Source organism: Paraglaciecola sp. G1-13 (assembly GCF_055809255.1).
Genome location: NZ_CM147903.1, coordinates 3,071,521 through 3,086,928, shown reverse-complemented (window position 1 = coordinate 3,086,928; position 15,408 = coordinate 3,071,521). Strand labels below are relative to the sequence as shown.

11 protein-coding genes and 2 tRNA genes are annotated in these 15,408 nt (G+C 43.8%); 7 read left to right on the top strand and 6 right to left on the bottom strand.

Annotation, left to right across the window (positions count from 1 at the left end; translation table 11 throughout):
* Window positions 1–325: 325 nt before the first annotated feature.
* Both AC0L6N_RS13055 and AC0L6N_RS13050 read right to left on the bottom strand, forming a co-directional pair.
* Window positions 326–402: transfer RNA gene (locus AC0L6N_RS13055), tRNA-Asn, on the bottom strand.
* A 95-nt stretch (window positions 403–497) separates the two neighbouring features.
* Window positions 498–574: transfer RNA gene (locus AC0L6N_RS13050), tRNA-Asn, on the bottom strand.
* Window positions 575–1,638: 1,064 nt separating this feature from the next.
* On the opposite strand from AC0L6N_RS13050, the gene AC0L6N_RS13045 reads away from it, so the two are divergent.
* The 3 genes from AC0L6N_RS13045 to AC0L6N_RS13035 all read left to right on the top strand — a co-directional run bounded on the left by AC0L6N_RS13045 (window position 1,639) and on the right by AC0L6N_RS13035 (window position 6,174).
* Window positions 1,639–3,000 (top strand): MATE family efflux transporter, encoded by a 1,362-nt coding sequence (locus AC0L6N_RS13045; protein ID WP_473475085.1) that lies wholly within the window; start codon window positions 1,639–1,641, stop codon window positions 2,998–3,000.
* Window positions 3,001–3,035: 35 nt separating this feature from the next.
* Complete coding sequence (gene uvrB / locus AC0L6N_RS13040; RefSeq protein WP_473475083.1) at window positions 3,036–5,045, top strand: excinuclease ABC subunit UvrB; 2,010 nt, start codon at window positions 3,036–3,038, stop codon at window positions 5,043–5,045.
* A 208-nt stretch (window positions 5,046–5,253) separates the two neighbouring features.
* Window positions 5,254–6,174 carry a LysR family transcriptional regulator gene (locus tag AC0L6N_RS13035; RefSeq protein ID WP_473475081.1) on the top strand — a complete coding sequence of 307 codons (921 nt, stop codon included), beginning with the start codon at window positions 5,254–5,256 and terminating at the stop codon, window positions 6,172–6,174.
* 171 nt (window positions 6,175–6,345) lie between these two features.
* Here AC0L6N_RS13035 and queC read toward each other — a convergent pair whose 3' ends face one another.
* A complete protein-coding gene (gene queC / locus AC0L6N_RS13030) occupies window positions 6,346–7,002 on the bottom strand; it encodes a 7-cyano-7-deazaguanine synthase QueC (protein WP_473475079.1) in 657 nt (218 codons plus the stop codon).
* A gap of 39 nt (window positions 7,003–7,041) precedes the next feature.
* Between queC and queE the strand changes: the two genes are divergently transcribed.
* From queE to AC0L6N_RS13015, 3 genes are all read left to right on the top strand, one after another.
* Window positions 7,042–7,782, top strand: a complete 741-nt coding sequence (queE, locus tag AC0L6N_RS13025) for a 7-carboxy-7-deazaguanine synthase QueE (RefSeq protein ID WP_473475077.1) — start codon at window positions 7,042–7,044, stop codon at window positions 7,780–7,782.
* A 14-nt stretch (window positions 7,783–7,796) separates the two neighbouring features.
* On the top strand, window positions 7,797–8,231 hold the full coding sequence (locus AC0L6N_RS13020; RefSeq protein WP_011575721.1) for a hypothetical protein: 435 nt from the start codon (window positions 7,797–7,799) through the stop codon (window positions 8,229–8,231).
* 76 nt (window positions 8,232–8,307) lie between these two features.
* Window positions 8,308–9,096, top strand: a complete 789-nt coding sequence (locus AC0L6N_RS13015; protein ID WP_473481329.1) for an amino acid ABC transporter substrate-binding protein — start codon at window positions 8,308–8,310, stop codon at window positions 9,094–9,096.
* Window positions 9,097–9,268: 172 nt separating this feature from the next.
* On the opposite strand, the gene AC0L6N_RS13010 is transcribed toward AC0L6N_RS13015, so the two are convergent.
* The gene (locus AC0L6N_RS13010; RefSeq protein WP_473475075.1) at window positions 9,269–10,276 is read right to left on the bottom strand and encodes a YhdH/YhfP family quinone oxidoreductase; all 1,008 of its coding nucleotides are present in this window, start codon (window positions 10,274–10,276) and stop codon (window positions 9,269–9,271) included.
* 387 nt (window positions 10,277–10,663) lie between these two features.
* Here AC0L6N_RS13010 and AC0L6N_RS13005 point away from each other — a divergent pair, with 387 nt between their 5' ends.
* On the top strand, window positions 10,664–11,551 hold the full coding sequence (locus tag AC0L6N_RS13005) for an SDR family NAD(P)-dependent oxidoreductase (protein WP_473475073.1): 888 nt from the start codon (window positions 10,664–10,666) through the stop codon (window positions 11,549–11,551).
* A 190-nt stretch (window positions 11,552–11,741) separates the two neighbouring features.
* Here AC0L6N_RS13005 and asnB read toward each other — a convergent pair whose 3' ends face one another.
* Both asnB and AC0L6N_RS12995 read right to left on the bottom strand, forming a co-directional pair.
* Entirely contained in the window at window positions 11,742–13,412 is a 1,671-nt protein-coding gene (gene asnB / locus AC0L6N_RS13000) for an asparagine synthase B (RefSeq protein WP_011575717.1), read from the bottom strand.
* A 315-nt stretch (window positions 13,413–13,727) separates the two neighbouring features.
* Window positions 13,728–15,371: a M28 family metallopeptidase gene (locus AC0L6N_RS12995; RefSeq protein WP_473475071.1), complete on the bottom strand. Its 1,644-nt coding sequence runs from the start codon at window positions 15,369–15,371 to the stop codon at window positions 13,728–13,730.
* Between the last annotated feature and the right edge of the window lie 37 nt (window positions 15,372–15,408).

Here is a 15,408-nt window from a genome sequence, read left to right as displayed (position 1 = left end):
TAAGGTTTACCCATTGGGTGTTTCAATCAGGTGTATATAGAAGGCACAATACGATTAATCAGCGTTAACGCGACATATCTCGTTTATCAGCAGCAAAATTACACCTTAGCGCGCACTAAAACCAATTACTCCCGTTAATGAACATAGATAAAAAGCAATTCGACATTAGCTGTATTAAATACAAGTTGGTCGAGCTGAATGCATCATCGAGAAAGTGTGCAGTATTATCCAAGTATTCAAGGCGATTAACAACTTGATATGCAAAAACTTTTGAAGGTAACTTGAGAATATAATGAAAGAGGATAAAGTAGATATTGAGCCTGATTGGCTCCCCCTCCCCGATTCGAACGGGGGACCTGCGGATTAACAGTCCGTCGCTCTAACCAACTGAGCTAAGGGGGAATCATATATCAAACTTATAGACCCAGAGGGAATATAATGCGCTTCGAATCAAACGTAATGAGCCAACTAATATAAAAAAATTGCTTATATCACGTTGGCTCCCCCTCCCCGATTCGAACGGGGGACCTGCGGATTAACAGTCCGTCGCTCTAACCAACTGAGCTAAGGGGGAATCGTATAACGCTCATCGAAACTCACTTTCATAGAGTTAATACTCTAGTAGAGTGTTGCCTTGGAGGCCGTTTCAACGGGGGCGAATATTAATGAGCATCCCGTCTTGTGTCAACACCGATTACAACTATTTTTAGGCTTTTTGCAGGTTTATTTATCAATTGATTTTTATTCGTACAATCTGTTGGGTTAATCGTACAAGAGTTGAACGTTTCCAAAATATTAAGAGATGAATTCATATTATTAAACCCAAAAAGAAAACATTTCCTTGGATATTGCTCCGTCGGGATACGGCGCTAAGGTGAACTTACCTTTTGACTATTATGATCTCAATACAAAGAGACGAGGGGGGAAGTCGCAAATAGTAATAACGGGTTTCTATATAACGAATAGTTATTTAAACTACAGTGATTACTGTATGTATAATCAGTGCTTAATAAAACTGTAACCTATTGTAAGACTGCTAGAGGTTAGTGACAACTTACAAACGGATCGCGCAATTATCATTCAAGTTCACGGATTTGTTGAGGCGGGGATAGTTATCCACTATATCTGTGGATAACTATGTGCATGAATTCGCAATGCATCCCGCCAGCCTAGTGAATTCGTTGTCAATACGAATTCTTAAAATCTTTTGATTTTTTGTTTTTTGCTTTTTAAATCATAGTGTTAAGCCTGTTGTTGGACATTTTAAGCTTAGCTTGGATGATTTTCGCTCAGGGCTTTTTTGCTTGTGTGTTGTTTTTAATTGCAACTAAAGTTTTATAAAAATAGTGCTTGAAATTACTGGATTTATGCCTACTGTTTTTGCCGGAAAAGTAGCAACTTAATGATCAATTCATCTGCAAATTGGTGCTAAGTGCATAGCAGTTGATCAAATATTGTCACTTTTCACATACAGTTCAGGGGTTTTGCTTGTGTGGTAATGAATTTAATTCATATAACCGTATTTTCTTATCTTTTTCCGCGACAGTGGGCCTGCTCGTATTTTGATACAGCTTTTCGTTAGTCATATGAAATGCGTTAGCTTAGTATAACCGGCTTGTTAACAAAGGAACCCCTAGAGTGAGTCAAAAATCTGAGTCTTCAGGCAGCCGTGATCTGTTAAATAACCCCATAGGTAAAACTCTTCAAAGTATGACAGTCCCTATGCTTGTGGGCATGATTATGATGATGTCTTTCGGATTGGTTGATACCTTTTTTATTGGGTTGTTGGGAACCGACGAGCTCGCAGCGATCAGTTTTACTTTTCCTGTCACTTTTACGCTCATCAGCTTACATATAGGTCTTGGCATAGGGACGTCAGCGGTTATTGCTAGGTTCCTAGGAAGTAATAGTCATAGTGAAGCACAGCTGTCTGGTACAGGTGCATTAATGCTGGCTTTTGTATTGGCAACTGTACTAGCGTTAATTGGGGTGTTTACCATTGACCCCATTTTTACCTTGCTTGGTGCCAGTGAAAATCTTCTGGAGTATATCCATCAATATATGGTGGTTTGGTACGCTGCAGGTGTGTTTTTGGCAATGCCTATGGTGGGCAATAGTATCCTGCGGGCATCAGGAGATACCAAAACACCCAGTTATGTTATGGCGGGCGGTGGGCTAGTTAACGTTATTTTAGATCCTATTCTGATATTTGGCTGGGGGCCTATTCCCGCCATGGGGATGCAGGGGGCAGCCCTTGCTACATTAATCGCTTGGGCGTTAGGGCTAGTATACATTCTTTATTTACTCGCTTATAAGCGCCGGCTCATACTATCTCGCTTACTTACTATCCCAGAGTTAAAGCAGGCCATCAGCGGCATTTTAAAAATTGGATTGCCTGCAGCCGGTGCAAATATGTTAACGCCGGTGGCTGGGGGGATCCTAACTGCTGTGGTCGCAGGATACGGTCCAGGCGCCGTCGCTGCATGGGGGGTAGGTGGCAGACTAGAGTCTATTGCCAGTATCGTTATTCTGGCTTTATCCATGTCATTACCGCCCTTTATCAGTCAAAATTACGGAGCAAATAATCTTTCTCGAGTCTCAAAGGCTTACCAACTTTGTGTGCGGTTTGTAATTCTTTGGCAGTTATTGGTTTTCGTTCTGTTTTATTTTTTATCTGGTGTTATCGCCAGTGCGTTTTCATCTGAGCCTGAAGTCATTGAGCTAATTCAAACTTATTTGATGATCGTTCCATTGGGATACGGTGTACAAGGCATTGTGATTTTAACCAACTCGTCATTTAATGCGATGCATCTACCTATGTCGGCTTTAATTATGAGTGTTTTACGCTTGTTTGTTTTTTTTGTACCCATATCTTATTTAGGGAGTTACCTATTCGATTTAAAAGGTATGTTTTGGGCTGGCATTTTAGCCAACATAATAACGGCCACGATCGCCTATTTGTGGTTCTGTCGTTCGCTTGCTAAGCGCATTGATGCATAACTTAATCGTTCTTTTCCCTTTTTCAAGGAGTATTCATGGCACGTGCCTTTCAACTTACGTCTAATTATTCACCGGCAGGGGACCAACCTAAAGCCATTCAGGCGTTGGTCGATGGGCTGGAAAGTGGACTGGCTGCTCAAACACTGTTAGGTGTAACCGGCTCTGGTAAAACATTTACTATGGCTAATGTGATTAATGAAGTGCAGAGACCGACCTTAATTCTTGCACATAATAAGACCTTGGCAGCCCAACTGTACGGTGAGATGAAGGAGTTTTTCCCGAATAATGCAGTAGAGTATTTTGTTTCTTATTATGATTACTATCAACCTGAAGCCTACGTACCATCGAGTGATACCTTTATTGAAAAAGATGCCTCGGTAAATGCGCATATTGAGCAGATGCGTTTGTCGGCAACAAAAGCATTGATGGAACGCAGAGACGTGGTCATTGTTTCTAGCGTGTCTGCTATTTACGGCTTGGGCGACCCTGATTCATACATGAAGATGCTGTTGCATTTTCGCCAAGGCGATATCATGAATCAGCGCGATATTTTGCGCCGCTTGGCTGAAATTCAATATAGCCGCAATGACGTAGCATTCGAGCGCGGCACTTTTCGTGTGCGCGGTGATGTCATTGATATATTTCCTGCTGACTCCGAGCGGGAAGCTGTGCGGGTGGAATTATTTGATGAAGAAGTCGAACGGATCAGTATTTTCGACCCGTTGACGGGGGCAGTGGAGAAAACTGTTGCCAGAGCAACCATCTTCCCTAAAACCCATTATGTTACACCCAGAGAAAAAATTCTCGATGCTGTAGAGCACATAAAAGATGAGCTGAAAGAGCGAAAAGCACAACTTTTGTCTGTCAATAAGTTGATTGAAGAGCAGCGTATTAGCCAGCGATGCCAGTTTGATATGGAAATGATGCAAGAGCTGGGGTATTGCTCCGGCATCGAGAATTACTCTCGTTATTTGTCTGGTCGTACGCCGGGCGATCCACCGCCTACCTTAATTGATTATTTTCCGGCTGATGGTTTGATGTTTATCGACGAGTCTCACGTTACCGTGTCGCAAATTGGCGCAATGTACAAAGGCGATCGCTCTCGTAAAGAAACGCTAGTGGAATACGGATTTAGACTGCCCTCAGCACTGGATAACCGCCCGCTGAAATTCGATGAATTTGAACAAATTGCCCCACAAACTATTTACGTCTCAGCCACACCAGGCAAATATGAGCTAGCTAAAACCCCAGACGACATTGTCGAACAGGTCGTGCGACCGACGGGATTGATCGATCCTGAAATTGAAATCCGCCCAGTGGGCACTCAAGTCGATGATTTACTGTCGGAAATCGAAAAGTGCGTAGCCCTTAATGAACGGGTCCTCGTGACCACGCTGACGAAGCGAATGTCAGAGGATTTAAGTGAGTATCTAGACGAGCACAACGTGAAAGCACGTTATCTTCACTCAGACATCGATACAGTTGAGCGGATCGAGATCATACGTGATTTACGCCTAGGTAAGTTTGATGTATTGGTGGGGATTAACCTATTGCGAGAGGGGTTAGATATGCCAGAGGTGTCGTTGGTCGCCATACTCGATGCAGATAAAGAAGGCTTTTTACGTTCCGATCGCTCACTTATTCAAACCATAGGTAGAGCGGCTAGGCACATTAATGGCCGCGCTATTTTATATGCCGATCGGATAACCGGCTCTATGCAGCGCGCGATGGATGAAACCGATCGACGTCGCGAAAAACAGCGGGAACACAATAAGAAACACAATATTGTGCCTACCCAGCTAAATAAACCCATCACAGATATCATGGATGTTGGGGAGAGCTCTGGCCAAGGGAAAGTCATGTTGCGTAAAGTGGCTGAGTCCGGCAAGAAATATAACGGCATGAGTGCCCCTGAGCTGATGAAAAATATTGCTGAGCTTGAAAAGAAAATGTTTCAAATGGCGAAAGATTTGGAATTTGAACAAGCGGCTTCTCTTAGAGATGAAGTGGAAACTCTGCGCAAGAAGCTTGTGGACATGTCATAGGTAAGGCGTTTCCTTTTCCGCTGACAATAAGAACTGCCCATTGCCAAAATTTTGGTAAATAAAATGCTCGCTTTTGAACGTTAGTCGAACTTTTGTGGTTTTTCGCGAAGGTTCGCCTCGTTTTCATGATATTTACATTGTAATCACATTTCGCCTTGCCTATTATGTTCTTAAGTATCAATAACTATACCTATAAGTGGTGCTAACCATGATTAATCGACTGCAAGAGTCTGATATAAAACTTTTACGTGTGTTTTACGCCGTTGCTTCGTGTAATGGCTTCACGGCGGCCGAGTCTGTATTGCGTATGCAGCGCCCGAACATCAGTGCTGCTATCAAGAAGTTAGAAGATCGCCTCGATCTTGTGTTGTGTCATCGCGGACGCGGTGGTTTCCAGATGAGTAAGGAAGGTGAGGTTGTCTTTCAAGAAACCAAACGTATCTTCAACTCATTCGATAATTTTGTATTCAACTTAAAAAGCTTGCACGACGATTACTCAGGGCATATTACTTTAGTGATGATGGCTGGCTTGCCGCTCAATTATCATCTTGCGGTGAGTAAAGCAGTCAAAAGCACCATGAAAAAATTCAACGATATACACGTTAATATTCAAACGCGTTTATACAACGAAGTTGAGCATGTGGCGTTGTCTGGCGAATGTCATTTAGTGCTGTCAACTTATGATATGGTCAAGCCTGAGTCGGTCACATTTCATCCCATAGATGTGAAATGTCGCGGGCGACTATATTGCGCGCCTACGCATCCGTTGGCAAAGTACGAAGACGGCTTACCTGATACGGTGCGTATCGATGATTACCCTGCTATTGGTATTTCTGGATTATCCTCTGGAAACTACATTGACGGTGAGCGACGCTTGTCTATTCAAACCTTTTCAGACTCGTACGATGGTTGCTTATCAGCAATCATGACGGGTGAATACATGGGGTTGCTGCCTGATTATATGGTTGAACATCAGGGCAAAGACTTAGGATTGGTGTCGATCAAAAACCGTCAGTTTGAGTTCAATCACGAGTTGTTCATGATGAACGGTAAAAATACGCGTTTGAATCCTGTTCTGCGCCATCTGATAAAAGAAGTGGCTTATTTTATTCAGCAAACCGAAAAGTAAACTTTATTAATGCGCGTAGTCCGTTCTTATTGAGCTTTTACGTGATTGAATACGCAGTCTTGCAGCGAATGTTGTTTGTGCAAGACTGACGAATTACCAAGTGAATTGATTGGGCTTTGAATAACGTGAATGCTTTATATTGAGTAGTGCCGCCCATACCCATATCGGCATTTATTCGTATTCTAATGGGTCTTGCGCGTTATTTTTGTCAAAGGCCTCTAAGCGTTCTTGGCAGGCACCACATTTTCCACAGGCTTTTTCTCGGCCGTTATAACACGTCCATGTCAGGTTATAATCCAGTCCCATGTTTAACCCTGCGGTTAAAATATCTATTTTACTTTGGTACAAAAAGGGAGACACGATTTCCACTTTTTCATAATTGGCAATTGCACAGACGTCATTCATGCGTTCAACAAACTCAGGGCGGCAATCAGGGTAAATGTCGTGATCGCCTGAATGCGCTCCGTAGTACACTTTATTTGCATCCAGCGAAACGGCGTAACCTACAGCCATGGATAATAAAATCATATTGCGATTAGGGACCACGGTCGACTTCATGCTTTCTTCGGCATAATGCCCTTCTGGAATATCCACATCAGAGGTAAGTGACGAGCCACCAATGAGCTCATTGATTGCGGATATATCAATAATTTTATGCGCCACGCCTAGGGTTTTACAAGCTCGGCTGGCGTAATCTAATTCTTTGCTATGGCGCTGTCCGTAGTTGAAAGACAGGGCATGCACTTCATAGCCCTCTTTGACAGCCATATTTAGCACGGTAAATGAATCCATGCCTCCTGAAAAAATTACCACCACCTTTTGTACCATTTGTTCTGCTTCTCTATAATCGACTGTTTCAAGATGCTAATGTTAAGCTATCCGGTCGATAAATCCCAGATAACCCTTAGTAAAACCACAGGAAAGCTGTTGAATACATACAAGATAAATGAGGTTTTTGAATCTCTGCAAGGTGAAGGCGCTCATACTGGAGTGCCTTCTATTTTTATTCGTCTTCAGGGCTGCCCTGTTGGCTGCCCTTGGTGCGATACAAAACACACGTGGGAAATAGACCAAAACTTAAAAGTAGCGGCGCCCGTTGTCATGGCGCAAAATGAAGATACCGCCCAATGGTTTGAACATACGCCCGAGCAATTGTTGGCCTTATTTAAACAGCATGAATATACAGCTAGTAATATTATTCTTACTGGTGGCGAACCTTGTATGTATGATTTAACCAATCTTTCCAGTGTTTTGATTGAAAATGGTTTTAGTGTACAAATTGAAACCAGCGGAACCTACGAAATTTTGACCCATCCTGACACATGGGTGACTGTGTCACCCAAAGTTAATATGCCAGGTAAACGTGATGTGTTAAAAAGTGCAATGCACCGAGCGAACGAGATAAAACATCCCGTCGCCATGGAAAAACACATTGAGGAATTAGAACATGTATTGACGCTGCTAGTGGGCTCTGACAACCCAAAACCTTTAATATACTTGCAGCCTATAAGCCAGCAAAAAAGAGCAACCGAACTGTGCATTAAAACCTGTATCGCCCGCAATTGGCGGCTATCTCTACAAACTCACAAATTCATTGGAATTGAATAACAAAGGTTTTTTATATGCAACGTGATGCAATAAAATTTTTACAAGACTATGCCCACGCGCTGGATCGTCGAGATGAGGAGCGTTTAATTGATTTTTGCTTATTACCAACGGTGGTGATGAATGATCATGACAAACGTGTGTTTATTCATGGTGAAGATTTAGCAAAATCTTGCCACGTGCTGGTGAAACGATTACAAGCAGCTGAAATTGTATACCATAAACCGAATTTGACTCAGGCGATCCGCTTGTCTGACTCGCTACATTTTTTGAAAATGCGCTGGCAGTTTTTAGATAAAGACAAACAAGTTATTTTTACCTGTGCTACCTCTTATACCTTGCAGCAAGTAAAAGACGGCTCCTTGAAAATTATTGTGGCTGTGGTGGATGATGATCGAAAGTCCATTTTCAGCTTTTTCTCAAATGATAGTGAGAGCGAAGTTAGTGGCTAAACTCATTATCCTGCTCAGCCTGTTGCTGTCTTTTGCAGTACAAGGGGCGACATGGCGCATCACTTATCCTAAACCGATGTCTGAATCAGACAAGCGTTCTAATTACCCGGTGAAGCTTCTTTCGCTAGCGCTTGAGAAAACAGGAGTGCAGTATTCCCTTATGCCATCAGAGCGGATCATGCTGCAGAATAAAGCGCTTAAACGCTTAATGGACAGCCGTGATGTTAATGTTGTTTGGAGTGTCACGGACAAACAGCGAGAGCAACAACTGCTACCAATCCGCATCCCCATTTACAAAGGATTAATTGGTTGGCGTTTGTTGCTGATACGTGACGATATGCCAGCGCGCTTTCAATATGTTCAAAAACTAGAGCACCTGATAAAGCTTATCCCGGTGCAAGGACGTGACTGGCCTGATACTAAGGTGCTGCAAGCTAATGGATTCAACGTTACTGCTGATAATTCTTATGGCAACTTGTTTAATTTATTGCGCCGTGCACAAGGGGATTTTTTCCCGCGCTCAGTTGTTGAGATATGGGATGAAATTGATAATCCTGCATACAATGCTGATTTGATGGTAGAGAAAGAAATCGCGATTCGATATCCAGAGGCGATGTACTTTTTCGTTAATAAAAAGAGCAGACCGCTGGCTAATTTATTAGAAAAAGGGTTAGAGAAAGCCATTGCCGATGGCTCATTTGAAGCGCTTTTTGTGCGCACATTTCAGGATAAGTTAAATAGGGCGAAGATGTCCTCTAGGCATGTATTTGAATTAGAAAATAGCTTTTTACCTTCTGTGACGCCTCTTGAACGAAAAGAGTTGTGGTATCAATTTGATGATCTCGCGTCTGGATCTGAAAAGTAGCGAATGTAGAGCAGGGTCTCTTGGATTACTTTTACTCGCAGTAACCTATAAAAATAGGCAGTGAAAGAGGCCACGGTGAATACTTCACTGTGGCCTTTCTGCGTTAGATATAGCGCTGGCGCAATCCGATAGTTGGGACCAAACCAGGCTCAACTGCTGTAATTTTATTCTTCTATGCCTCTTTTACATTGACCACATAACGGCCAACCACTTTGCCTTGTAGAAATCTATCCAAATATTCGGGAGTTTGGCTCAAGGTGATTTCTTGTTGATAGCGGTCTAAATTAGGTAGCTTCATGTCGGTCGCGACCCGCTGCCAAATGTGCTTCTTGTCTTTTAAGGGAATATACACAGAGTCCACACCCAGTAGGGATATACCACGAGTGATAAAAGGAATAACACTCATGGCAATGTCCGCAGAGGCTGCTAAACCAACTGAAGCCACACCGCCGCCAGGCTTAAGCTGTTTTAACAACCCTGTTAAGTAATCGCCCCCTAAGGTATCAATGGCGTGTGCCCACTTAGGCTTGCCTGCAAGGGCGTCTTTAACCTCTAAAAGACTGTCTCGGAGCAGGACATCACTGGCACCGAGTGCTTTTAACTTATCTGACTGCTCAGGTTTGCCTGAAAACGCTACCACTTCATAACCCAATTGCTTGAGTAGCGCGATGCTAATTGTGCCTACGCCGCCGGTGGCGCCCGTTATTGCCACGGGACCATCACTGGGCTTGGCGCCCATTTGCTCAAGCTTTTGAATACAAAGGGCCGCGGTAAGTCCGCCAGTACCATAGGTCATGGCTTCTTTTAACGACAAGGTGTCAGGGCAGACAACGGCCCAATCAGCGGGAATAGATATTATTTGGCCAAGGCCGCCCGGGGTATTCATTCCTAAGTCATACCCGAACACCAATACCTCGTCGCCAGCGTTAAACGTGCCTGATTTGTCGCTTATCACGATGCCGGCGGCATCTATGCCTGGTGTGTGAGGAAAGTGCTGGCTGATGCGTTTATTGCCGCTGGCGGACATAGCATCTTTATAATTAAGTGATGAGTAGTGCACTTCAATAAGCACGTCATTGTCTGGTAAATCACTGATGCTTCGCTGCACGATATTCTTGCTGAACGACTTGTCATTTTGCTCTTCAACAAGCAAAGCGTTAAAGGTATTGGGCTGAGACATAAAGTTATTACTCCGGTTATGAATATTGAAGACGGCTAGTGAACCAACGCTGCTGCCTAACTAGATTGAAGCAGTAGCATTACTAAACGATAAAAGCGCAAAGCAGCTAATGCAGCGGCCCCGATATTTTTGCTACCAGTAAATGTTGGGGGAGGTGTTCAGTATTCAAGTGGTAAATCAGATATTCTGAGGCATTGGGGAATGACAGGGGCATCTTGCTATGTGGATTTTCTATTCATCTGATGAAGTCAGATGAATTAGGCAAATAAAGTATATAAATCTTTCAAGCAGATTTACTCTAATATATAGAGAAAATCACGCGGGCTGGTTTTCATGCCAGACGGGTATTGCTTGAACCGGCTAGGCACCATTGAACGAGGAATAGCAATGTCGAATGAATTTACAGGTAAAACAGCCATCATCTCAGGTGCTGCTGGTGGGATAGGTCTCGCTTTAGCCGAAGCCTTAGGCAAACAGGGCATGAATATTGTTATGGGCGACATTGATATTCAGGCGTTGGCGGTATCTAGACAGTCACTGCTAGACAAGGGCGTCAATGTGCTGGCCTGTGAATTAGACGTGACAGATTATAAGCAATGGGAAGACGTGGTCGCTCGGGCGAAAGATACCTATGGCAATGTGCATATGGTGATTAATAATGCTGGTGTGGGCGGTATCCCCGGTAAGATCGAAGATACTGAACACGAAACGTGGCGCTGGGTAATGGATGTTAATGTCATGGGCGTTCTGTACGGTGCGCAGGCGTGTGTACCTGCCATAAAAGAGCATGGTGAAGGGGGATGGGTCGTTAATGTAGCCTCTATGGCCGGCATGTTGGGGATGCCTTATGCCGGAGCGTACTGCGCCTCAAAAGCGGCCGTGGTGTCTATGACAGAAAGCTGGGCAGTAGAGCTTGCACCGCATAATATTCACGTGTCGGCGTTGTGCCCTGCATTTGTAAAAACTCGCATTCACGAATCTCATCGTAATCGACAAGAAAAATACGCGGTTGCCCCCGCAGATCGTCAAGATAAGAAGAAATTACAAGCTGGCGCTAATGCTGCGACTTTGGCGGTAGAGTCGGGCATACCCGCTGGCGTACTTGCACAGCGCGTGCTGGAAGCTCTGAAGTCAAAGCAGACTTATATTTATACTCATCCGAATTACCGTAAGGTGACAAGTGGTCGTTCAAAAGCAATTGATAAGGCCTTTGTTGATGCCCAAGAAAGCCCAGTTGTAGGCCACTTGATTGATGAAGAAATAGTGACTTTCTAATAGATATTAGTTCATTTTGTAAATCAGTGAATAAGGGGCGTAAGCTCCTTTTTTATGACTGTTTTTGATATTTATTAGACTTTTTCCGACTTCCATTAACACTCGCAGGTACACGATTCGCCGATTAACAGGCACAAAAAAACCGCCGAAGCGGTTTTTATTAGTTTGCTAATCGTATTGAACCACTCAACTAGTTAGCTTGGTTGTGCACATCTCGCATAGCTCGTCCCGAAGGGTCAGCATTGCCTTTAAAGCTTGCATCCCATTCGAGTGCTTCAACGGTACTGCAGGCGATTGACTTACCACCTGGTACACAGTTTGCGGCACTTTCTTGCGGGAAGAAAGACTCAAACACTGTACGGAAGTAGTATCCTTCTTTCGTATCTGGTGTATTGATAGGAAAACGGAACGCAGCAGTTGCGAGTTGTTGATCAGTGATGTCTTGCTCAACTTTTTCTTTAATCGAGTCAATCCATGAATAGCCTACGCCATCACTGAACTGCTCTTTTTGACGCCATAGCACTTCAGCAGGCAAGTACTCACCGTTATCAAACGCTTTACGTAAAATCCATTTTTCCATTTTGCCGTCAAGACACATTTTGTCTTGTGGGTTTAAGCGCATGGCGACATCCAAGAATTCTTTATCAAGGAATGGTACGCGAGCTTCTACGCCCCAAGCTGAGGTAGATTTATTTGCACGAGCGCAATCAAACATATGTAAACGCTCAAGTTTACGCACGGTTTCTTCATGGAATTCTTTGGCGTTTGGTGCTTTGTGGAAATACAAATAGCCACCAAAAATTTCATCCGCGCCTTCACCAGACAACACCATTTTAATCCCCATAGCCTTGATTTTACGGCTCATTAGGTACATGGGTGTGGCGGCACGAATAGTTGTGACATCGTAAGTTTCAAGGTGGTAAATCACGTCACGAATAGCATCTAGGCCTTCTTGCACGGTGAAATGTACTTCGTGATGCACTGTGCCAATCATATCCGCTACTTTTTGCGCAGCGATTAAATCTGGCGCGCCTTCAAGACCCACAGCAAAAGAGTGTAAACGCGGCCACCAAGCATCAGACTCGTCATTATCTTCAACCCGCTTTGCCACGTATTTGGCCGCAATAGCAGATACTAATGATGAATCTAAACCGCCTGAAAGTAACACACCGTAAGGCACATCAGACATCAAATGAGATTTGACTGACTTTTCAAATGCCACTTTCAAATCGTTTAAATCAGTGGTGTTGTCTTTAATATTTTCATAGCTCATCCAGTCGCGCTGATAGTATTTTTTCAGCTCGCCTGATTTACTCCAAAGATAATGTCCTGGAGGGAATTCTTGTACCGTCTTACAAACAGGTACTAGAGACTTCATTTCAGAGGCCACGTAGAAGTTACCGTGCTCGTCAAACCCTGTGTACAAAGGAATAATGCCCATGTGGTCACGAGCGATAAGGTAGGCATCTTGTGCTTGATCGTACAAGACGAATGCGAACATACCTTGCAGTTGGTCGATAAACTCAACCCCTTGCTGTTCATATAACGGAAGAATAACTTCACAGTCAGATTTTGTTCTAAAATCATATGGTTGAGCGAGGTTTTGCTCAAGAGCCTTGTGGTTGTATATCTCACCATTAACGGCAAGTACATTATTATTATTTCGGCTGATAAGTGGTTGCGCGCCTTTGTCAACGTCAACGATCGCTAAGCGCTCGTGACACAAAATGGCATTATCATTATTCCATACACCTGACCAGTCAGGACCGCGATGGCGCAGTAATTTGGAAAGTTCTAATGCTTGCGTTCTAAGTTCTGATACATCAGTTTTGATGTCCAGAATGCCGAAAATACCACACATAAAAAGGCTTCTCTCTTGGTTATTTGTTACTAACTCATATAGCTGATTCGCTTGGTTTCATTGAAAACCAAACATGCGTGCGGGGAAAGTGCTGGTTATAGTATTTATTATTACTTTCTTGCGCCCTTGAATTTGCCAGCATGAGAAAAAAAAGCAAGGGGAAACTGTAATTTTTTTACACTTGTTGGCTATTAGTTAGATTAACGGCTGTTTATTAGCATTAATCAAACATAATTTCGTCAGTTAAAAGGCAAATGACCGGTTGGTTGGAAAACTCACCAACCGGTTTTGACGGGACAATTCAGCAGCAGAAAATTACTTACGCTGAAACTCACTGCTGGCATTCCACTTAGGCCAATCTGCCGATTGGGCTATATCGTATCCTACCTCGAACAACAGTTGGGCATCTTCACGTACACCTGAAAAATCCCAGTTTTCACGGAATTGATCGCAAACTTGGTGATAACAGCCTGTAATCAATACTTTAGTGCGCTTCTTGTACTGTGCGGTTTGTGCATCGATAGGGATATTTCCCCCTTTCGCATACAAAGCAGGCACCCCTTGTTTGGCGAAGCTGAAATGATCTGAACGATAATATGAGCCGGCCTCAGGGCGTGATTCTTGGGTTAATGTCCGGTCTTGACGTGCCGCGGCTTTGGCCAAGTAAGTTTCTAGTTCTGACTTGCCCATGCCAACAACTGAAACATCTTTCGTTCGCCCTAGTACGTTCATGGCGTCCATATTGATATTCGCGACTGTTTTGTTTAGCGGAATAATTGGGTGTTCTGCGTAGTACTGTGAGCCCAGTAAGCCTTGCTCTTCAGCGGTGACGATAAGAAAATCAACAGAACGTTTTGGAGCAGAGCCCAGCGCTTTATACGCTTTTGCTATGGCAAGGGCGCTTGCTGTACCGGTGGCGTTGTCGTGGGCACCATTGTATATATTATCGCCTTCTTTGCTCTCGTCTTTGCCTAAGTGATCCCAGTGGGCACTGTAAATGACATGCTCGTCAGGTGTTTCTGAGCCGGGTAGGGTTGCCATTACATTATAGCTAACCGACTTTTTCATTGTGCTGTTTACCGTCACTGAGGCTTTTTGTTTTAGGCTAGTGTGGTAGGGGCCTTTTAAGGCCTTGGCTTTTTCTTTGGCAAAATCTAATCCGGCAGCCGAGAAAACCTGTTTTGCCGCATCATTCGACAACCAACCTTCCACTGCAACACGATCTGCATTGCCATTTTCGCTGACCAAGCTATATTGCGGACCGCTCCAACTATTTGCCACCACAGACCAGCCATAAGATGCAGGGGCTGTTTCATGCACTATGATTGCTGCGGTTGCACCTTGACGGCTCGCTTCTTCGTATTTGTAAGTCCAGCGCCCATAATAGGTCATGGTTTTCCCTTGAAATTTTCCGCTGTCAGGGCGCTCAAAGCCTGGGTCGTTGACCAGAATAACCACTGTTTTGCCTTTAACATCAAGGCCCTCGTAGTCATTCCAATCGTATTCTGGGGCGTTAACGCCAAAGCCAACAAATACGACGTCCGAGTCAGTCACCCTGACTTGCTGTTGCTCGCGTTTTGTTGAGGCAATCATGCCTTCTTTATAGGCGAATTGGTTGTCACCTATGGTCATGGTCATGTCTGGTGAGGCTGTCATTTCTAATAGATTAACCGCTTGTAAATAGCTGTCGCCGTTACCCGGTTGATAGCCCATCTGCTTAAAATTGCTGACTAGATAATCAAGAGTGACTTTCTCACCTTTTGAGGTGGGTGAGCGTCCTTCAAATTCATCAGAGGCTAAGGTTTTGGTGTGCGCTTTGAGCGTTGCATCTGTAATGTTCTGATATGCAAGGCTAAAGTCGTTATCTGCACTGGACGTAGAGAAGTTATCGCTATTCACACCACAGGCAAACAAAGTTGCGCTGATTAGCGGGATAGCGGCCAGTTGAATTCTTTTCATTGTTATATTCACCTAGTTTTAATTTATGTCATGCCTA